Origin of the sequence: Curtobacterium sp. MCLR17_044 (assembly GCF_003234435.1) — a bacterium.
Taxonomy (GTDB): Bacteria; Actinomycetota; Actinomycetes; order Actinomycetales; family Microbacteriaceae; genus Curtobacterium; species Curtobacterium flaccumfaciens.
The window spans coordinates 1-19,842 of the sequence record NZ_QKTC01000026.1 but is presented as its reverse complement, the minus strand read 5'-3'; the positions used below and the strand labels follow the sequence as shown (position 1 = coordinate 19,842).

The 19,842-nt window shown below is 71.6% G+C and carries 15 protein-coding genes and 1 tRNA gene; 9 read left to right on the top strand and 7 right to left on the bottom strand.

What is annotated here, in order from left to right; genetic code table 11:
• Nucleotides 1–52: 52 nt before the first annotated feature.
• Nucleotides 53–1,135 carry a hypothetical protein gene (locus DEJ04_RS16125; protein ID WP_111047732.1) on the bottom strand — a complete coding sequence of 361 codons (1,083 nt, stop codon included), beginning with the start codon at nt 1,133–1,135 and terminating at the stop codon, nt 53–55.
• 81 nt (nt 1,136–1,216) lie between these two features.
• Between DEJ04_RS16125 and DEJ04_RS16120 the strand changes: the two genes are divergently transcribed.
• From DEJ04_RS16120 to DEJ04_RS16100, 5 genes are all read left to right on the top strand, one after another.
• Entirely contained in the window at nt 1,217–3,331 is a 2,115-nt protein-coding gene (locus DEJ04_RS16120) for an acyltransferase family protein (protein ID WP_146248744.1), read from the top strand.
• A gap of 172 nt (nt 3,332–3,503) precedes the next feature.
• The gene (locus tag DEJ04_RS16115; RefSeq protein ID WP_111047730.1) at nt 3,504–5,165 is read left to right on the top strand and encodes a glycoside hydrolase domain-containing protein; all 1,662 of its coding nucleotides are present in this window, start codon (nt 3,504–3,506) and stop codon (nt 5,163–5,165) included.
• Nucleotides 5,166–5,194: 29 nt separating this feature from the next.
• Nucleotides 5,195–5,416, top strand: coding sequence for a hypothetical protein (locus DEJ04_RS16110; protein WP_027466125.1), 222 nt, complete (start codon nt 5,195–5,197; stop codon nt 5,414–5,416).
• On the top strand, nt 5,413–6,093 hold the full coding sequence (gene aroQ / locus DEJ04_RS16105) for a gamma subclass chorismate mutase AroQ (RefSeq protein WP_258370525.1): 681 nt from the start codon (nt 5,413–5,415) through the stop codon (nt 6,091–6,093). The genes DEJ04_RS16110 and aroQ overlap by 4 nt, the downstream gene beginning before the upstream one ends.
• A 92-nt stretch (nt 6,094–6,185) precedes the next feature.
• The gene (locus DEJ04_RS16100) at nt 6,186–6,815 is read left to right on the top strand and encodes a TetR/AcrR family transcriptional regulator (RefSeq protein WP_111047729.1); all 630 of its coding nucleotides are present in this window, start codon (nt 6,186–6,188) and stop codon (nt 6,813–6,815) included.
• 10 nt (nt 6,816–6,825) lie between these two features.
• Here DEJ04_RS16100 and DEJ04_RS16095 read toward each other — a convergent pair whose 3' ends face one another.
• From DEJ04_RS16095 to DEJ04_RS16080, 4 genes are all read right to left on the bottom strand, one after another.
• Entirely contained in the window at nt 6,826–7,773 is a 948-nt protein-coding gene (locus DEJ04_RS16095; protein WP_181437862.1) for an AraC family transcriptional regulator, read from the bottom strand.
• 136 nt (nt 7,774–7,909) lie between these two features.
• Nucleotides 7,910–7,982: transfer RNA gene (locus DEJ04_RS16090), tRNA-Arg, on the bottom strand.
• A gap of 110 nt (nt 7,983–8,092) precedes the next feature.
• Complete coding sequence (locus DEJ04_RS16085; protein ID WP_111047727.1) at nt 8,093–8,878, bottom strand: dienelactone hydrolase family protein; 786 nt, start codon at nt 8,876–8,878, stop codon at nt 8,093–8,095.
• Nucleotides 8,879–8,907: 29 nt separating this feature from the next.
• Nucleotides 8,908–10,329 carry a glucose-6-phosphate dehydrogenase gene (locus DEJ04_RS16080; RefSeq protein WP_111047726.1) on the bottom strand — a complete coding sequence of 474 codons (1,422 nt, stop codon included), beginning with the start codon at nt 10,327–10,329 and terminating at the stop codon, nt 8,908–8,910.
• Nucleotides 10,330–10,405: 76 nt separating this feature from the next.
• Here DEJ04_RS16080 and DEJ04_RS16075 point away from each other — a divergent pair, with 76 nt between their 5' ends.
• The 4 genes from DEJ04_RS16075 (at nt 10,406) to DEJ04_RS16060 (ending at nt 16,915) form a co-directional block, all read left to right on the top strand.
• Entirely contained in the window at nt 10,406–11,563 is a 1,158-nt protein-coding gene (locus DEJ04_RS16075) for a Gfo/Idh/MocA family protein (RefSeq protein ID WP_181437861.1), read from the top strand.
• Nucleotides 11,560–12,486 (top strand): sugar phosphate isomerase/epimerase, encoded by a 927-nt coding sequence (locus tag DEJ04_RS16070; RefSeq protein ID WP_111047724.1) that lies wholly within the window; start codon nt 11,560–11,562, stop codon nt 12,484–12,486. Before DEJ04_RS16075 ends, DEJ04_RS16070 begins: the two co-directional genes overlap by 4 nt.
• Before the next feature lie 134 nt (nt 12,487–12,620).
• On the top strand, nt 12,621–14,435 hold the full coding sequence (locus tag DEJ04_RS16065; RefSeq protein ID WP_071406478.1) for a thiamine pyrophosphate-requiring protein: 1,815 nt from the start codon (nt 12,621–12,623) through the stop codon (nt 14,433–14,435).
• A gap of 101 nt (nt 14,436–14,536) precedes the next feature.
• Nucleotides 14,537–16,915, top strand: a complete 2,379-nt coding sequence (locus tag DEJ04_RS16060; RefSeq protein ID WP_181437860.1) for a bifunctional UDP-sugar hydrolase/5'-nucleotidase — start codon at nt 14,537–14,539, stop codon at nt 16,913–16,915.
• A 334-nt stretch (nt 16,916–17,249) separates the two neighbouring features.
• On the opposite strand, the gene efeB is transcribed toward DEJ04_RS16060, so the two are convergent.
• Together efeB and efeO are read right to left on the bottom strand one after the other, a co-directional pair.
• Complete coding sequence (efeB, locus tag DEJ04_RS16050; RefSeq protein WP_111047723.1) at nt 17,250–18,554, bottom strand: iron uptake transporter deferrochelatase/peroxidase subunit; 1,305 nt, start codon at nt 18,552–18,554, stop codon at nt 17,250–17,252.
• A complete protein-coding gene (gene efeO / locus DEJ04_RS16045; RefSeq protein WP_111047722.1) occupies nt 18,551–19,774 on the bottom strand; it encodes an iron uptake system protein EfeO in 1,224 nt (407 codons plus the stop codon). Before efeO ends, efeB begins: the two co-directional genes overlap by 4 nt.
• Nucleotides 19,775–19,842: the final 68 nt, after the last annotated feature.

Below are 19,842 nucleotides of genomic sequence, written 5' to 3'. Positions count from 1 at the left end.
GCCACGGGCCTCCCGTCCGTACCGGGGCCACGTCGCAGGCGTGCGCCGACGGTCAGTGGTCGAGGACCGAGAGCGAACCGACCACCGCGACGGCCAACGGTCCGCTGTAGGACACGCAGACGACGCCCATCCACACGGCCCCCGCCCACGTCGCTCGCAGACGGCTCTTCCGCCGGTCGCGGAGCACGAGGCGACGCCCCGCGGCGGCGATCGCGTCGGCGTGCCCGTCCTCGAGCAGCGAGCGGTCGTCCTGGTACCGGGAGGCGGCGCGCACGACACGGGGCACGACCTCGCCCAGGACTGCCTCGACCTGCATCCACGGCGCAGGGCGCGACCAGTCCGCGGTCCCCGGCGCCGAGAAGACCAGCCGGTCGTCGACCATCTCGACGTTCCAGCCGGCCGCGTGGTCGACGAGCGCCGCCATCACGTCAGGGGTGAGGACGTACAGCGCGTCCCGGCCGTAGTCCTCCGGCGCCCACACCCGGAAGTGCCGGTCGAAGTCGCCCTCCAGGGACATCCGCTGCCGGTGGCGGAGCACCACCGGCAGGTCGCTGCGACGACCGTCGTTCGCCGTGGCGTCGAGGAGCAGGTGCGGCAACGTGCCGGGCAGCCGGACGGTCAGGTACGTCCAGTCCCGCGAGGCCATCCAGCGCCGCAGGACGCAGCCGAACTCGACGTCCGGGACGCCGTCGACGTGCACGGGGGCGGCGCCGAACCGGGGGTGGACGCGGATGCCGGAGTAGCGCGGGGTGATCATCGAGTCGAGCGGCTTCGGACGGACCGGACGCGCCGGGTACCCACTGGCCTCCCCCGTCAGCACTGCCCGAGCCTCGTCCGGACGCAGGGGCCGAGGTCGTTCGCCCCGGACCAGGAGCACGACGAGCCCGACCACACCGGCGACGAGCACCACGAACCAGGCCACCCAGTGGACGACGTCGCCGACACCCGCGCCGTTGTGGACGAGCCCGGTGCCCCAGATCACGAGCGCGGACGCGAGCCACGCGAGCGGGACCTCGATCGCCAGGAGCAGCGCGTTCCACCACCGCGGAGCCTGTCGCGGGCGGCGCATCCGCGGTCGTCGCGCCGCCTCCGCCGCGAACTCGTCGTCGGACGCGGTCAACCAGCGCAGATCCATCGGCCCCCCTCTGGAGAAGGATCGTAGCGTCCGCGTCGAGAACGCCCGGCGGAGCCGTCCACGTCTCCTAGGATCGACGCAGTGAGTACAGCAACGCCGGGCGAGCGGGGCCCCGCGCACCGAGCGCGCGACACCACGCGGTGGGACATCCAGGGCCTCCGCGCGTTCGCCGTCCTCGCGGTCGTCGTCTACCACCTGTGGCCGGGCGCCCTGCACGGCGGGTTCGTCGGCGTCGACGTCTTCTTCGTGATCTCCGGCTTCCTGATCACCGGGCTGCTGCTGCGGGAACAGCTCGCGACGGGCACGATCCGGCTCGGACGGTTCTGGTCGCGCCGGGCCAAACGCCTGCTGCCGGCCGCGTTCCTCACCATCGTCGTCACGGGCATCGCGGTGCTCGTCGCCGTGCCGAGCGCGCTGTGGGGGCAGTACGGGCGTGAGCTGATCGCCTCGACGGTGTACCTGCAGAACTGGGAGCTCGCGGCGAACGCCGTCGACTACCTGGCGTCGGCCGACGCCCCCTCACCGTTCCAGCACTTCTGGTCGCTGTCGGTCGAGGAGCAGTTCTACATCCTCCTGCCGCTCCTGCTGCTCGGCGTCGGGGCACTCGCACGCCGTCGGTTCACGCCGCTGGCGACCGCGCGGCTGCTGCTCGGCAGCGTCGTCGTGCTGTCCCTCGTGTGGAGCATCGTGCAGACCGCCACCGACCCCGGCGTCGCCTACTTCTCCACCGGCACCCGCGCGTGGGAGTTCGCACTCGGCGGTCTCGTCGCCACCGTGTACCTGCCCGAGGTCCGCACCGAGGTCGCCCGACGGGTCCGCCTGGTCGCCACCGGCATCGGCGTCGTGGCCCTCGCACTGTCCCTCGTCGTGATCACCCCGGAGACGGCGTTCCCCGGGATCGCGGCGCTGCTGCCGGTCGCCGGTGCGGCACTGGTGCTGCTGTTCGGTGCGGGGACCGAGTTCGAGGACGTCGGTGCGCTGCGGCCCGTCGCCTTCTTCGGTCGGATCTCGTACGCGCTCTACCTCTGGCACTGGCCCCTCGTCGTCATCCTGCCGATCATGCTCGGCCGTCCGCTCGACTGGGCGACGAGCTCGGCGGTGCTGCTCGTCGCGATCGGTCTGGCCACCGTGACGACGATCTGGTTCGAGGAACCGGTCCGGTTCTCGACGTGGCTGCGGGACCTGCAGCCCCGGGGCGTCGTCTCGCTCGCCGTCATCTGCAGCTTCACCGTCGTGACGCTCGGGGCAGCCACCCTGACCGCCGTCTACGTGCAGGAGGTCAACGCGACCACGGTCACGAAGCAGGTCACCGCGGAGCAGGAGGACGACGACGAGTCCTGCTTCGGTGCCGCCGCGCGCATCGGGTTCGCGGACCCCTGCGTCGACCCCGAGCTCGCCGACGTCCGTGTGCCCGCTCCGGCCGTGGCCAAGGACGACGACGACAACCGCGCCGAGTGCTGGAGCGGCACGTTCCGGCCCTGCGTCCTCGGCAAGACCACCGGCTGGTCGAAGCACCTCATCGTCATCGGCGACTCGCACAGCAACGCACTGCTCGGTGCGTACGAGAAGATCGCCGACGACAACGGCTGGCGGATCGACCTGGCCGGCGCCGGCGGGTGTTACCTCACCACCGCGCAGCAGGACTCGCTGAGCCCCTCGTCGATGCGGGGCTGCAACTCGTGGAAGCACGCCGCCATCGACTACGTCCGCGAGCACCGCGACGCCGACGCCCTGGTCGTCACCCACTCCACCACGCAGATGCCGGTCAGCCTGCCGCCCGGACCGGCCCGCGACAAGGCCACCCGCAACGGCCTGGTCGATGCGTGGGAGCAGGCGGCCGGTGACGAGCTGCCCGTCATCGCGGTCCGTGACAACCCCGTGCCCCGCCCCGACGTCGTCGCCTGCCTGAGCACGATGTCCGGGCCGACGACGGACGCCTGCGACCGGTCGCGCGCCGAAGCACTCGGCCTGACGGACTCGTCGGTCGAGGCCGTCGCCGCGTTCCGGGCAGCCGGGGGCAGGGCGGCGTCGATCGACCTGAGCCGCTACTACTGCACCGACACCACGTGCCCGGCGGTCGTCGGGGGCGTCCTGGTCTACCGGGACAGCACGCACATCACCGCGACGTGGGCGTCGTCGCTCGAGCCGTACCTGGAGCGTGCGCTGCAGGACCGGTTGGCGGCCTTCGCGCGCTGAGCCGGACGCCCCGGAACGGGCGGACTGAGCGCTTCATCAGACGATCGTCTGCCGAATTGCAGGACCGTCCCAAGTTGAGGGACGAAGTTGCTCGGACCATGCCGCGGCCATCAGCATCGCACAGTGCGATCAACGGCCAGCGGACGCTCGAGGCAACTGAAGGGGCACCCCCGTGCACATCTCGCGCCGAACTGCGCTCATCGGCATCACCGCCACCGTCCCGCTCGTCACGACCGCACTCGCGGCCCCGGCAGACGCCGCCACCCCGTCCGGCGCGGCTGACTCAACCGGATCGACCGGCTCCTCCGGTACCTCCGACTCGGGCGTGCTCGCCGTGCAGCGCTGGCTCAACACGACCTTCGGGCACCTGCACGGGTGGGTGCACGTCGACGAGGACGGGCTGACCGGCAGCGGCACCGTGCTCGGGATCGTGCAGGCCACCCAGTCGCTCCTCGGCATCTCCCCCGTCGTCGCGACGCTCGGGCCGACGACCCGTCGGAAGCTCGAGCAGCACGGTGACGTCGGGGCCGAGACTGGATCCGACGCCGCGACCTGGTGCCGGCTCGTCCAGGCCGGACTCGTCTGCAAGGGTGCGGCGACCGTGACGCTCACCGGCGAGTACGACGCGGCCACCGTCGCGGCCGTGCAGGCGCTCCGCTCCGACCTGGGTGCCGAGCCCGGCGCACTCCCGCTGTCGGCCCACCTGTTCGGCGCCCTCCTGACCGTCGACCCGGTCCGGCTCGCCTCCGGCGGATCCCGAGCGGTGCGCGCGGTGCAGCAGTACCTCAACCGCACCTACGCCGAGGCGTCCGGCGGCGCGTACGGCAGCACGAGCGGACTCGTCGACACGAGCACGTACTCGGCGGCGATCCGCGCGGTGCAGGTCGCGGTCGGCGTCACGGTCGACGGCGCCTGGGGACCGGGGACGGCTGCCGCGCTCCGTGCCGCGGGACCGAGCGTCGTCGGGGTCGGGGCCACTGGCGCTTGGGTGCTGCTCGTCAAGGCGCTCCTGGTGCTGAACGGCGAGCGCGTCGTGTTCAGCAGTGCCTACTCGGCGGCGGACGCCGCGGTGGTCCGTGCGTTCCAGCAGTTCCAGGCGTTCCCGCCCGCCGAGCAGACCGGGACGTGCGACGCCGGCACCTGGGCAGCCCTGGCGGCGAGCACGGGTGACCCGGACCGTGCGACGACCGGTGCCGACACCGCGGTGCGCCTCGACGACGCCCGCGCGGCCGCCGTCCGGGCGTCCGGTGCCACCAGCGTCGGCCGGTACCTCACGAACCACCAGCGTTCCGGGGCACTCGACAAGGCCCTGACCCCCGAGGAACTCCGTGTGATGGCGAGCGCCGGCCTTGGGCTGTGGCCGATCTTCGAGGAGGGCGGGTTCGCTGCCTCGTGGTTCACGGAGGAACAAGGCGTCCGCGACGCCCACCGCGCCCACGACGCGGCCCGGAAGCTCGGGATCCCGAAGCAGACCACCGTCTACTTCGCCGCCGACTTCGACGCTTCGGCGGCGCAGGACGAGTCGCTCGTGGTGCCGTACTTCCGTGGCGTCGCCGCCGGCCTGCGGGACCGCGGGAACCTGTACAAGGCGGGCGTCTACGGCTCCCGCGCCACGTGCACCGCCGTGAGCAGCGCCGGACTCGCGCACTTCTCGTTCGTCGCCGGGATGTCGCCGGCCTGGGCGGGCAACCAGCTCGAGCCCCTGCCGGGCAACTGGTCCCTCAACCAGATCCAGAACCGCACGGTCGGGTCGGGCAACGGATCCACCGAGATCGACGCCGTGGTGGACTCCGGGCGCGACCCCGGCGTCCCCGCGGCTCGGCTGGTCGGCTGACCGGCTGCCGACCGGGATCGAGCACCGCCGTGACCACCACGACCCCGCGTGACGACGAGCCGCACGCCGCGTTCCCGCACCGTGCCACCTACGTCTTCTCGAACTTCGAGGAGGCGATCTCGATGGACTGCTACTGCGACGAGGGCGCCGACCACTTCGGCGTCTACCCGTTCTACGACGAGGTCATCAAACCGATCATCGACGATCTGACCCGACGCGTCCGGCGCCGGTTCGGGAAGGAAACCCCGTGAACACCGCACACCCCACCACCCCGACCACCGCCCGGCACCGCAGCCGTCGGACCGCCGCGACGGCCCTGACCCTCGGGCTGCTCGCGGCGGGCATCGCCCTGCCGACCACGGCGGCGAACGCCGATCCCCTGCCCACGTCCGCCGAACCGACGGGTTCCACGATGACCATCTCCCACGACGGTTCCCGTCCCGCGGCGTCGACGGCAGAGCTCGACACCATCGGCGCGCTCATCCTCCGACGGCTGGAGCTCGCCGACCCGGTGGCGGAGTCGAAGTGGCTCAGCGGCAAGCCGGTCGCCGACCCGGTGCGCGAACAGGCCGTCGTCGACGAAGCGGTGACCCTGGCGGAGCAGCAGGGCGTCGACCCCGTCCTGGTGACCCGGGTGATCCGCGCACAGATCGCCGCGAGCAAGGTCGTCCAGCGCGGCCTCATCAACCACTGGACGCACAACCCGTGGACCGCACCCACGACAGCCCCGGACCTGACGACCATCCGCCCCCAGCTCGACGCCATCGACACCGACCTGGTGACCGCGCTCGGCCAGGCCCAGACCGTCGCCCAGGACCACCGGTGCGCACACCTGGTGGACGCGGAGCGGAAGCACCTCGACGTCGGACTCGACTCGCTGCACCGGAAGGGGATCGACGTGGCCTGGCACACGTTCTGCGCCGCCTGACGCGGGCAGGGGACGGGTCGTCATCGTGAGCGGCCCTAGGATGTGGTGTTCACTGATCGCTCAGCTCCGGGCGAGGAAGGACACCGCGCCAGATGAACCAGCGGCAGCTCGCCATGGAGGCCTCTCGACGAGCCATCATCGATGCCGCAGGGCAGCAGTTCGCCGCCTTCGGCTACGAGGCGACCACGTTCTCCCGCGTCGCCGAGGCGATGGGGAAGCCGAAGTCGGCGATCGGGTACCACCTGTTCCCGTCGAAGAAGGACCTGGCGACGGCGGTCATCGAACTGCAGCAGCAGCGCTGGCGTGCACTCTTCGACGCACTCCCCGCGCAGCCGGGCATCGAGCGGCTGACGGTGTTCCTCCTGACCACCGGGATGGACGTCCGCCGGGGCTCGGTCGCGGGCGGCGCGGTCCGGCTCCTGCACGAACTCGGCAAGGCCGGCGTGCCGGTGCCGCGCGGTTTCGACTGGTTCGAGATGACGCGGGGCGAGCTCGTCAGCGCCGGGGTCGCGGCGGCGGACGTCGACGCGGCCGCGGTCCAGCCGTCGGTCCTGCTGCTCCTCAACACGACGCTGGGCATGGTGGACGGTTCGACGCAGCTGACCGACGACGAGCTCGTGGCGCAGCTCAAGGCGCTGTGGGCACCGCTCTTCACGTCGTTCGGCATCGCCGGTGCGTCCGAGGTCATCGAGGCGGCCCAGCCGTACTCCCCCGGGTCCTGACCCGGGTCGTTCAGTCGCCCTGCCGCGGGACCTCGTCGCGGAGCGTCCGGCTCGGCGACCGCCCGTAGGCCTCGCGGTAGGCGGCGGAGAACCGCGTCGCGTTGCTGAACCCCCACCGCAACCCGATGGACGCGACCGTCGCTCCGGCGTCCGGATCAGCCACCAGCAACTCGAGGTGTGCCTCGGCCAGCCGCACCCGCCGGACGTAGGCTGCCGGGCTCACCCCGAGCTCGCGCTGGAACGCGGACTGCAGTCCGCGGGACGACACCCGGGCGGCCGTGGCGATGTCGGGGACCGAGATCGGTTCGGTGAGGTGGTCGTCGATGTACTGCACGGCGCGGCGCACGACCCCGCCAGCGGCCGCCGAGGTCGGGACGATCGCGTCCGGCTCGATGTGCACCGGGAACACCTGGAAGGCCGCTGCGGCGACGTGGCGGAACACCTCGGCGCGCACCAGGTCGTTCCCGAAGGCCCGCTCATCGCTCGTGACCGCGTGCGCGTGCCCGATGACACTCGCCCAGTAGTCCGCCAGTTCCGGACGAGGCGCCCGGCCGTCGACGACGAGCCGCCCTCGCTCCGCGCCCTGCTGCTGCAACCCGACCCCCAGCAGGACCGACACCGGCAGGCTGACGACGCTGAAGTCCACGTCGAGGGTGTCGTTGTGGACCATGCCGAGGCCGTGCAACGACCCGTTCGGCACCCCGCCCGTCCCGCGCGGGGCGAAGTCGCCACTGTGCACCTGGACCGACACCAGCGTGTCCGCGATCTCGGCGGTCGTCTCCATCGTGCCGCCGAAGTGGTGCCGTTCGACGGTCATCACGCCGTCGCCGCGGACGTGCTGCTCGTACCGGAAGAGCGGGCCGACGTCACGGATCTCCGGGCGGTCGTACAGCGCCCCCAGGGCCGTGGCGGCCACCTCGGCGTCACGGGTCGCGAAGTCGATGGACAGCACAGGCACCTCGTTCTCCGATCGGGCGGACCGAATCACCATCGTCACCCCGTCGACCGGGGAACGCCTGCGAAGACGCGCCGCCGGGGAACGACGAAGGGCCCCGGTGGAATCCACCGGGGCCCTTCGTCGTTCTGCTTGCCTGTGCGCTCGAAGGGACTCGAACCCCCAACCTTCTGATCCGTAGTCAGATGCTCTATCCATTGAGCTACGAGCGCGTGGCCTTGCGGCCGTGGAAGACTCTACAACAGGTGCGGCCCGGGCGCCAATCGAGGCCCTCCGGCCCCCGTGCTCGGCGTGTCGCGAACGGTCTCCGACGGCCGCACCGTCACAGCGCCGCGGGCTCCTCGTCGAACACCTCGGCCAGGAACACCCGGAGCGCCTGCCACGACCGGCGGTCGGCACGCTCCTGGTACTGCGCGCCGTGGTCCGGGGCGTCGGTGCCCGGCACGGCGAACGCGTGCATCGCGCCCGAGTACGTCACGACCTGCCAGTCGACGTCCGGCGCCGCCCGCATCTCGTCCTGCCAGGCGTGCACGGCCTCGTCCGGCACGACGGGGTCGGCGCCCCCGGTGAGGACGAGCAGCTTCGCCCGGATGTCCGCTGCGTCCGAGGGGTCGTGCGCGATGAGGCCACCGTGGAACGCCACGGCACCGACCAGGTCGGCCCCGGTCCGTGCGAGCTCGAGTGCGGTCGAGCCACCGAAGCAGTAGCCCATCACCACGACACGGGCGGGGTCGACGTCCGGGTCGGCGAGCAGTCGCTCGAACCCGGCAGTGGCGCGGGCGCGCAGCAGGGGCAGGTCCTGGTAGAAACCGCCGGCGACCTGGGCCGCGGTGTCGTCACCGGGCCGGACGCCGGCTCCGTAGATGTCCGCGCCGAACGCGACGTAGCCGAGCCGGGCGAGCATCGTCACCCGGGCCTCGACGTGCTCGTTCACGCCGTGCCAGTCGTGCACGACGAGGACGGCCGGACGACGGCCCGCGATCGCGGCGTCCTTCGCGAGCACACCGAGCAGTTCGGTGCCCTCGTGGTCGTAGCGGACGTCGTCGACACGGATGTCGGCGCCGGCGGGTTCGGGAACGGTCTGCAGGACGTCGTCGGTGGTGTTCACGTCGCCCGACGCTACGCCGCCGCTCGGGCTCAGGCCTCGATGTTGTCCCAGCCGCCGGGGCCGACGGACCCGGCGGCGTACTCGTCGAGGGGGGCCTTGCCGGCCTTCCACGCGTCGAGGAACGGCCCGACGACCTTCCAGCCCTGCACGGCGCTGTCACCGCGGACCGACAGCGTCGCGTCGCCCTCGAGCACGCCGGCCAGCACCTCGCCGTAGGCACTCAGGCGCCCGGGGTTGAACGTCACCTCGAGGCTGGTGTGGTCGATCGTGTACGGGTCACCGGCGCCGTTGACGTTGAGCTCGAGCTGCATCTCGTCCGGGGCGATCCAGATGCGCAGCCGGTCGGGCAACTCGGTGCCGGTGAGCCCCTCGGGCACGTGCGGGGAGTCCTTGAACGTGATGACGATCTCGCGGCGCTGTGCGGCGAGCGCCTTGCCGGACCGCAGGGTGAACGGGACGCCTGCCCAGCGCCAGTTCGCGATCTCCAGGGTGAGCTGGGCGAGGGTCTCGGTGCCGAGCGACGGGTCCACGCCGTCCTCGTCGACGTACGACGGCAGCTGGCGGTCCCCGACGGTGCCGGCGGTGTACCGGGCGCGCTTGCCCGCGGTGACGACGTCGCCGCCCCACGGTCGGACCGCCCGCAGCACGAGCTCCTTCTGGGTGCGCAGGTCGTCGGCCTTGATCGAGGCGGGGGCCTCCATCGCGACGACGGCCATCACCTGCAGCAGGTGGCTCTGGATCATGTCGGTGAGCGCCCCGGCCTTGTCGTAGTAGCGCGCCCGACCCTCGAGACCGAGGGTCTCGTCGTAGACGATGTCGACGCGCTCGACGTGCTGCGACGACAGCAGCGGTTCGATGATGCGGTTGGCGAAGCGCAGCCCGAGCAGGTTGAGCACGGTGGAGCGGCCGAGGAAGTGGTCGACGCGGTGGATGCGTTCCTCGGGGATGAACGAGTGCAGCAGGTCGTTCAGGTTCGAGGCGCTCTCGGCGTCGGTGCCGAACGGCTTCTCGAGCGCCAGGCGGGTGCCGGCGGGCAGGTCGAGGTGGGCGAGCTGCTCGCAGCTCTTCTCGGTGACCGCGGGCGGCAGCGCGAAGTAGATCGCGGGGTCGTGCTCGCACGCGGCGAGCAGTGCGCGCAGGTCGTCCGGGTCGGTGACGTCGGCCTTCCGGTAGGTCGAGGCGTCGACCACGGCCTGCAGCCGCTCCGGCAGCGATGTCTCACCCGAGGCGCCCTCGTCCTCCTCGTTCTTCGACGCCTGCGCGTTCTCGAAGGACTCGCGCACCTGCGCCTTCCAGTCGGCGTCGGACAGGTCCTCGACACCGGCCCCGACGAGCTGGACGTCCCAGTCGTCCTTCACCTGGAGCAGGGTGGCGAGGCCGGGCAGGAGCAGGCGCTTGGACAGGTCGCCGCTGGCTCCGAGGATGAGCAGGCTGGTCTGGAGGCTCGACATGCAGCAGACGGTACTCATCGGCCCCGGTGGATGACCGGGCCGCTACGGTGGTGTCAGTCCGGCGCGAGGGAGCACCATGAGCAGTGGGTACGAAGGGCGACGCCTCCGCGTCGCCGTGGTCGGGACGGGCATGATCGCCGGCGTCCACGCCCGGGCGGCCCGGGCCTCCGGCGCCGAGGTCCTCGGTGTGCTCGGCCGGAACGCCGCCCGGTCCGAGCAGGTGGCGGCGCAGCTCGACCTGCCCCGTGGCTACGCCTCCCTCGACGAGGTCATCGCCGACGCCCCCGACGTCGTGCACATCTGCACCCCGAACGACCAGCACCACCCGCAGGCGCTCGCGGTGATCGCGGCCGGCATCAACGTGGTGTGCGAGAAGCCCCTGGCGATCGACCCCGCGCAGGCCGCCGAGCTCGTCGCCGCCGCTGCCGAAGCCGGTGTCGTGGCCACCGTGCCGTTCGTGTACCGGTACCACCCGATGGTCCGCGAGATCCGGGCGCGCATCGCCGACGGGGAGCTCGGCCGGCTGCTCGCGGTGCACGGGCACTACCTGCAGGACTGGATGCTCGACGAGGACGCCTCGAGCTGGCGGGTCGACCCGACCTCGAGCGGGCTGTCCCGCGCGTTCGCCGACATCGGCTCGCACTGGTGCGACCTGGTCGAGTTCGTCACGGGTGAGCGCTTCGCCTCGGTGTCCGCCGCGACCGACATCGTCTACCCGACGCGGCCGGCGGCGTCCGGTCCGTCGTTCTCCGGCTCCCCCGACCCGGACCCGGTGGCCGACGCGGCCGAACGCGCCGAGGTCACCACCGAGGACACCGCCGTCGCCACCTTCCGCACCGCCACGGGCCGCATCGGGAACGTCGTGATCTCGCAGGTCGCGTCGGGCCGGAAGAACCGCCTGTGGTTCGAGGTCGACGGCACCCGCGGCAGCGCGGCGTTCGACCAGGAGCAGCCCGAGTCCGCGTGGTTCGGCAACGAGCGCGGCGCCCAGATCGTGGTCCGCGACCCGTCGCAGGGGTACCCGGACCAGCGCCGGCTGGCGATCGTGCCGGCCGGGCACCCCCAGGGGTACCTCGACGCCTTCGCGGCCTTCGTCGCCGACACCTACACCGCGGTCCGCACCGGAGTGGCCCCCGACGGACTGCCGACGTTCGTGGACGGCGCCCGCTCCGCCGACATCATCGAGGCCGTGATCGGCAGCGCGGCCGAGACGACCTGGCGGGAGATCCGGTGAAGCTCGGCATGCTGACCGCCTGCCTGCCCGGTTGGTCGCTCGACCGGATCGCCGGGTTCGCCCAGCAGCAGGGCTACGAGCGGCTCGAGGTCGCCGTCTGGCCGGGCACCGGCGGCCGCGACTTCGAGGCGGCGCACCTGCCGGTCGCCACGTTCACCGACGAGGACGCCCTGGCCACCCGCGCCCTGCTCGACCGCACCGGCCTCGAGATCTCGGCGCTCGCGTACTACGAGAACAACCTGCACCGGGACCCGGAGCACCGGGCAGCGGTGCGGACCCATCTCAAGCACGCGATCGACACCGCGCAGACGCTCGGCATCCCGTACGTCGGCACCTTCATCGGGCGCGACACCACGAAGTCCGTCCGCGAGAACATGGCCGAGGGGAACCGGGTCCTGCCCGAGCTCGTCGACTACGCCGGCGAGCGGGGCGTGCGGCTCATCATCGAGAACTGCGTGATGGAGGGCTGGCACCCCGACGGGTACCCCGGCAACATCGCGTACTCCCCCGAGCTCTGGGGCTGGGTGACCGGTCTGGGCTTCGGCCTGAACTGGGACCCATCGCACCTGACGTGGATCGGTATCGACCCGGTCGAGACGATCCTGCCGTTCGCCGAGCACATCGTGCACGCCCAGGCGAAGGACCTGGAGCTGTTCCCCGAGCGGCGCAACGAGTACGGGTTCTTCGGCAAGGTCGACAAGGGCGACGACCCGTGGGACATGGGCTGGTGGCGGTTCCGGGTGCCGGGCCGCGGTGTCGTGGACTGGCCGCGCGTCGTCGACCGCCTCTACGAGGCGGGCTTCGACGGCACGCTGAGCGTCGAGCACGAGGACCCGCTCTGGGGCGGCACCGACGACCGGGTGCTCGAGGGGCTGCGCATCGCGCACCGCACGCTGCGTCCGCTGATCGCGCAGGAGCAGTAGCGAGCACCCACCGGCAACGAGCACAGGGCCCTGGTCTGGAGGCCCGGATCACGTGACCGACGTCGGTCACGTGATCCGCGCCTCCAGTCCGGTGCCTGTGAACGGACCCGTGCGCGCCCGCGCACGCTGGTGCCATGAGCACGACCGTGAGCGACTTCGTCATCGACCGCATCAAGGCGTGGGGGGTCTCCCGCGTGTTCGGGTACCCCGGCGACGGGATCGGCGCCTTCGACGGCGCGCTCGGCAAGGCGGCCTCGAAGGGCGACGGCCTGGAGTACGTCCGCCCCACGCACGAGGAGATCGCGGCGCTGATGGCGACCGCGCACGCGAAGTTCACCGGCGAGGTCGGGGTCTGCGTCGCGACGTCGAGTCCCGGTGCCTTCCACCTGCTCAACGGGCTGTACGACGCGCAGATGGACAACCAGCCGGTGGTGGCGATCGTCGGCCAGCAGGGGCTCGCGGCGATGGGGTCGTTCACGCAGCAGGAGTCGAACCTGGAGCGCGTGTTCGCCGACGTCGCCTGCTACGTGCAGACGGTGGCCACGCCCGAAGCCGTCGGTGTGGTGCTCGACACCGCGTTCCGCACCGCGTCGCTGCGCAAGCAGCCGGCCGTCGTCGTGCTGCCCCACGACGTGCAGGCGATGGCGTACGACGCACCGCCGCTCGAGCACTGGGCCTCGCGGTCGAGCGACGTCCCCGCGTCGACCCGGATCACGCCGCCCGCCGACGAGGTCCGGAAGATGGCGGAGATCATCAACGCCGGGTCGAAGGTGACGTTCCTGGTCGGTGCGGGCGCGCGCGGTGCGACGGCCCAGGTGCTCGCCGCGGCCGAGAAGGCGGGTGCGGGGATCATCACGGCACTCCGCGGCAAGGACGTGATCCCGTCCGACGTGCCGTACCACTCGCAGCAGCTCGGGCTGCTCGGGTCGCTGCCGTCGCTGCACCAGATCCGCGACTGCGACACCCTCGTGCTGCTCGGCACGAACTACCCGTACGGCGAGTACATGCCGAAGACGGGGCAGGCCCGGGGCATCCAGGTCGACATCAAGCCGGAGCAGCTCGGCCTGCGGTACCCGACCGAGCTGAACCTGTGGGGCGACGTCGGCTCGACGCTCGACGCCGTGCTCCCGCTGCTCGAGCAGAAGACCGACAGGTCCTTCCAGCAGACCGTCGCCGACGAGATGCGCGAGTGGGAATCGGAGATGCGTGCGCAGTCCGAGGTCGCCTACGACGACGGGGTGAACCCGCGCCGGGTGATCCAGGCGGTGAACGACCGGCTGCCCGACGGCGTCACGGTCACCGCGGACGCCGGCACGACCGCCGACTGGTACGGCCACCACATCCGGCTGCGCGAGGGCATGCGCGGCGACATGTCCGGCCGCCTCGCGACGATGCTCGCGGCGATGCCGTACGCGGTGACAGCGAAGTTCGCGTTCCCGGATCGTCCGGCGGTGTGCACGATCGGCGACGGGGCCTTCCAGATGCTCGGCATGAACGAGCTGATCACCGTGAAGAAGTACCTGGCGGCCTGGCCGAACCAGCAGCTCGTCATCGTGGTCATGCACAACGACGACCTCGGCCAGGTGTCGTGGGAGATGCGCACCGAGGACGGCAACCCGATGTGGCGCGGCTCGCAGGACGTCGAGTCGATCGACTACGCCGGGTACGCGACGCTGCTCGGGTTCCAGGGCATCGCGGTGCACGAGGACTCCGAGGTCGAGGCGGCCGTCGAGCGGGCCTTCGCCCACCAGGGGGTCACCCTCATCGACGCGTACGTGAGCCGGAGCGTCCCGCCGCTGCCCCCGCACATCACGAAGGAGTACGCGATCAACACGGCGAAGAGCCTGCTGAAGGGTGACCCGGTCGAGTTCGACGTCGTGAAGGACTCCGCCAAGGCGATGGCGACCGAGGTCACCGAGCGGGTGAAGGGCGCCCTCGGCCGCGACTGAACCAGGTCTGCCGAGCGGAGGGGACGGCCGTGTGAACGTCGTGTGACGAGTTGCGCAGGGGTCTGGCGAGTCGCCTGTGCGTCTTCGTAGGTTCGACGGCGATGAACACTTCCCACACCACCGGAACCGCCGGTGCGACGACCCGACGACGCCTCGGCGCCGGCGCGGCCCTCGCCACCGCCGGGGTCCTGGTCGCACTGTCCGTCCCGTCCGCAGCCGTCGCCGCCGAGGGCGACACGACGATCGACATCATCGACGTCAACGACTTCCACGGTCGCATCGAGTCCGAGGGCACCGCCGCCGACAAGGCCGCTGGCGCCGCGAAGCTCGCCGGCGTCGTGCAGTCGTACCGCGAGGCCAACCCGAACACGATCTTCGCCAGCGTCGGCGACAACGTGGGCGCCTCGACCTTCACCTCGCTCATCCAGCAGGACTCCCCCACGATCGACGCCCTGAACGCCATGGACCTCGACGTCAGCGCGATCGGCAACCACGAGCTCGACAAGGGCCAGGACGACCTGACCGGCCGCATCGAGGACCGCGCCGACTGGCCGTACGTCTCGGCGAACATCGTCAAGGCCGGCACCACCGACCCCGCCTTCACGCCGTACTCCATCGTGGAGAAGGGCGGCGTCAAGGTCGGCTTCATCGGTGCCACCACCGAGGACCTCATCCCCGGGCTCGTCAGCCCCGGCGGGGTCGAGGGCCTCGCGATGGCCCCGATCGTCAGCCAGGTCAACCGGTACGCCGAGCAGCTCACCGACGGCAAGGACGACAACGGCGAGGCCGACGTGCTCGTCCTGCTCGTGCACGAGGGCGCCACCACGAGTGCGCTCACCGACGCCACCGGCACCGGCGCGTTCGGCAAGATCACCTCGGGCGTCTCCTCGAAGGTCTCGGCCATCGTGTCGGCGCACACCCACGCGACGTACAACCACTCCATCGCCGGCCCCGACGGCACGAAGCGTCCGGTGATCCAGGCCGGGTCCTACGGGGTGAACCTCGGGCACCTGCAGCTCACCGTGGACGCCGACAAGCAGCTCACCGGCATCACGTCCTCGGTCACCTCCGTCAACGAGGACAAGCGTGTCCCCGCCGACACCACCTCGGTCAACGCCGTGAGCGACATCGTGACCGCCGCGAAGGCCGTCGCCGACGTCAAGGGCGGCGAGAAGCTCGGCGAGATCACGGGTGACCTGCGTCGCGCCGTGCAGTCCGACCGCAAGGCCGAGAACCGCGGCGGCGAGTCCGTCCTGGGCAACTACATCGCCGAGGTCCAGCGCAGCGCCACCGAGCGGAACGGCTCGAAGATCGCCTTCATGAACCCGGGCGGGCTCCGCACCGACATGGTCTACGCGTCCAGCGGAGCCGGCGACCCGGACGGCACCGTCACCTACAAGGAAGCCGCGCTCGTCCAGCCGTTCGCCAACACCCTGGTGACCAAGGACATGACCGGCCAGCAGATCAAGAACGCCCTCGAGCAGCAGTGGCAGCCGGACGGCCTCGAGCGTCCGTTCCTGAAGCTCGGCGTCTCGGACGGTTTCGCGTACACCTACGACCCGTCGAAGGGCCGCGGCGAGCGCATCACCGGCATGACCCTCGACGGCAAGGCGATCGCGCTGACCGACACCCTCAAGGTGACCGTCAACTCGTTCCTGTCGACCGGTGGCGACAACTTCGCCGCCTTCGCGACCGGCACGAACGTCGCCGACTCCGGCCAGGTCGACCTGCAGGCCCAGGTGGACTACTTCGTGGCGAACAAGAAGGTCACACCCCAGGTCGACCAGCGCGCCGTCGGCGTCACGGTCACGCCGACCCCGGCCGGTGGGTTCCAGCCCGGTGACGCAATCGAACTCGACCTGTCGTCGCTCGTGTTCAGCAGCGAGGACCCCGCGAAGGCCGGCACCGTCTCGGTCAGCGCGGACGGCAAGGAGCTGGCGTCGTCGGCGATCGACCCGACGATCACCGACAAGAACGACGAGCAGGGTCGCGCGACCCTGACCGTCACGGTCCCCGAGATCGAGGCCCCGGCGGCACGCGCCGCCGCCCGCACCGCCGGCTCCGTCTCGCTCGCCGCGGTGGCCGAGCCGGTCGCCACGACGGACGCACCGCTCGTGATCACCCTGCCCGGCCAGACCATCACCCTCGCCGTGACGATCCCGGTCGCCGCAGCGGTCGACCCGACGGACCCGACCGACCCCACGGACCCGACGGACCCGACGGACCCGGTCGACCCGACCCCGGGCACGGGCGGCGGGGTCACCCCCGGCCCCGGCGCGGGTGGCGGTGACGACGCCGGCATCGGTGGCGTCGGCGGGACCGACGACGACCCGCGCGCCGGTGGCGACCTCGCCTACACGGGTGCGGACCTGACCGCTCCGGCGATCGCGGCGGGCCTGCTCCTGCTCGCCGGGATCACGGCGCTCGTGGTCCTCCGCCGCCGCCGCGCACGACGTGCCGCGACGGTCCTGACGGACTGACCCCGAGCCTGCGGGCACACACGCGAACGGGCCGTCTCACCCTGGTGAGGCGGCCCGTTCGCGTCGGCCAGGAGGCCCGGCACAGCTCCGGCGCACACCTCGCGCGACCCGGCGGTCACGGTTGCTGTCCCATCCCGGTCGATCACTGCGGATCCGCGGATCCGCGGGGTACTCTCGGGGTTGTCGCACCGCGACGCGTCGCGCCGGGTCGCTTTCAGCAAGTCGACGGTGGTTCCGTTCGGCGAGACTCCGCGACGCGGGCGTCCTCCGCCTCCAGGGAAACGGCGGAGGGCGCCCACCCCTTCGGGTCAGCGACTCAGGTCAGCGACGCAGCTCAGCGGAACAGCTGCTCGCCGATGTACGACCCCTTGCGCGGTGCCGGCGGCACGGCGAACACCGCGGAGCCGATGTGCGAGACGTACTCGTTCAGCCGGTCCGAGGCGCCGAGCTTCCGCTGCAGCCGCGTGAAGTGGTCCGGGTCGTTCACGTAGGCGATGAAGAGCAGCCCGGCGTCGAGCTGGCCGTACTCGTTGAGCCCGTCGGTGTAGTTGTACGGCCGGCGCAGGATCTTCACGCCGCCGTTCGCCTCGTGCGCGGCGAGGGCGATGTGCGACGTCGCGTCGATCTTCGTCGCACCGTCGTCGTCCTTGGCGTGGAAGTCCGGAGTGGTGTGCTCCTGCCCGCCGGAGAGCGGTGCGCCCTGGATCTTCGTCCGCCCGAACACCCGCTGCTGGTCGCTGACGACGTCCGCGTCCCAGGTCTCGATGTTCATGCGGATCTTCCGCACCACCTGGTAGCTGCCGCCGGCCATCCACCCGGCGTCGCGGTCGAGCCAGACGAAGCGGTCGTGGTCGGCGTCGGTCGTGATGTTCCGGGTGCCGTCCTTGAACCCCATCAGGTTGCGGGGCGTGCTCTGGTGCGGCCCGGCCGATGCCCGGCCGAAGCCGAGCACGGTCCAGCGGACGGTCGCGGTGCCGCGGGCCATCCGTGCCAGGTCGCGCACGGCGTGGTACGCCACCTGGGGGTCGTCGGCGCAGGCCTGCAGGGACAGGTCCCCGCCGGTCAGGCCCTCCTGCAGGTTGTCGCTCGGCAGCGTCGGGATGTCGGCGAGCGAGGCCGGACGGCGGTCGGCCAGCCCGAAGCGCTCGTCGAAGACGCCGGGCCCCAGGCCCACCGTGACGGTCAGCGACGCCGGGCCGAGGTCGAGCGCCTCGCCGGTGTCGGCACCGACCCCGTTGCCGTGCGCCGGCTCGACGCTGCCGACGGTCTTGCCGGCCTGCAGCTGGGCGATCGCGGCCGACCAGCGCGCGAGGAGCACCTGCAGCTCGGTCGTGACGGTCGTCGACAGGTCGAACGTCATGTAGACGCAGTACCGCTGCGGGGTGGTGCGGATCCCGCCCTGCGGCTGCCGGGCCGCGGTGGCGTAGAACGGCTGGCTCTGCGACAGGTCGATCGACTCGTCGCCGTTCGTCGCCGCCGTGAACGGGTTCACGCCGGTCGCCGCGGTGGCGCCGCCGATGCCCGCAGCCGCGCCGACCCCGGCACCGGCCACGGCCAGGCCGGCGCCGAACAGACCACGGCGGGAGACGTTCGCCCGGGGTGCGTCGTCCGCCCGCGGTGCCTCGTCCGGCTCGGTCACGCGGTCGCGACCTTCTCGGCCAGACGGGACAGCGGGTCCTGCAGCGCCTGGATCTGCTGCGAGATCGTGTTCGCGTCGGACTTCTTGGTGGCGGCGTCCCACGTGGCGAAACCGCCCAGGTCGTCGGCGTCGCGGTAGCCGTCCATCAGCGTGTTCGTGGCGTCGAACTGCTTCGCGATCTGCTTCGTCAGGGTCGGGTCGAGCTTGGTCAGCCCCGGCTTGAGGTACGCGAAGGCCTGACGGGCACCCTCGACGTTGGCGGCGAGGTCGACGAGGTCGATGTGGCTGTACGCCTCTTCCTCGCCGGTGATCTTGTTCGACTGCACCTCTTCGAGCAGGCCGGCGGCACCGTTCGCCAGGTCCTCCGGCTTGTAGTCGAGCGTCGGCACGAGCTTCGCGAGCAGCTGCACGTCCTCGGTCAGGTCCGCGGCGGTCTGCTTCGTCGAAGCGGTGATCTTCCCGGCCTGGAACAGGTCCTTCTCGACGGCGTGGAACCCGCTCCAGCCGACGGCGGGGTCGAGGTTCGAGGCACGCATGTCGATCAGGTAGTCGAGGTTGCCGGCGTTGTCGGTGGCCTTGAACCCCTTCTTGACGAAGCCGTCGACGTCGCTCTCGACGTGCTCGTAGAACGGACGGGCGTTCGCGTAGTCGGTCTTCGCCGCGTCGAGGTCGCCGGCGTCGATGTGCTCCTGCATCTGCTCGACCGCGGCGACCATGTCGGTGACCTGGCCGTCGACGTAGGTCGCGTACCCCTTCGTCCCGTCGCGGAGCAGGGTCGAGGCGCTGCTGTTCGCGGTCGACGCGGCCTTGCCGGTGACGGTGAAGTCCGTCAGCTCGGTCTCGGCGCCGGGGCAGTACACCTGGTACTTCCCACCGGTCAGCGTGGCGGTGAAGCGGACGGCGTCGAGGCCGGGCGCCAGGTTCTCCTTCTCGCCGAGGATCCGCTGGTCCTGCAGCAGCTCGACCTCGGTGATCGCGGTCGACGACTCGTTCTTCACCGTGAAGGTGACGGGGCCCGCGGGGACCTTCGTCGAGGACACCGCACAGGCGTCCTGCCCGTCGTTCGTGAGCGTGATGGTGACGCGGGAGACCTTCGCGTCGTCGGAGCCGGAGCCGTCGGCTCCGGTGGACCCACCGGCGCACCCGGTGAGTGCGAGGGCGGTGACGGCGCCGAGGGCGCCCAGGGTGATCAGGGGTCGGACGGGCTTACCGAAGGACATGGTCGGTGCTCCTTGCAGGGTCCGCGGCCGGAGGGCCACGAGCGGGGACGGGTTCGGGGGTGTCTCTT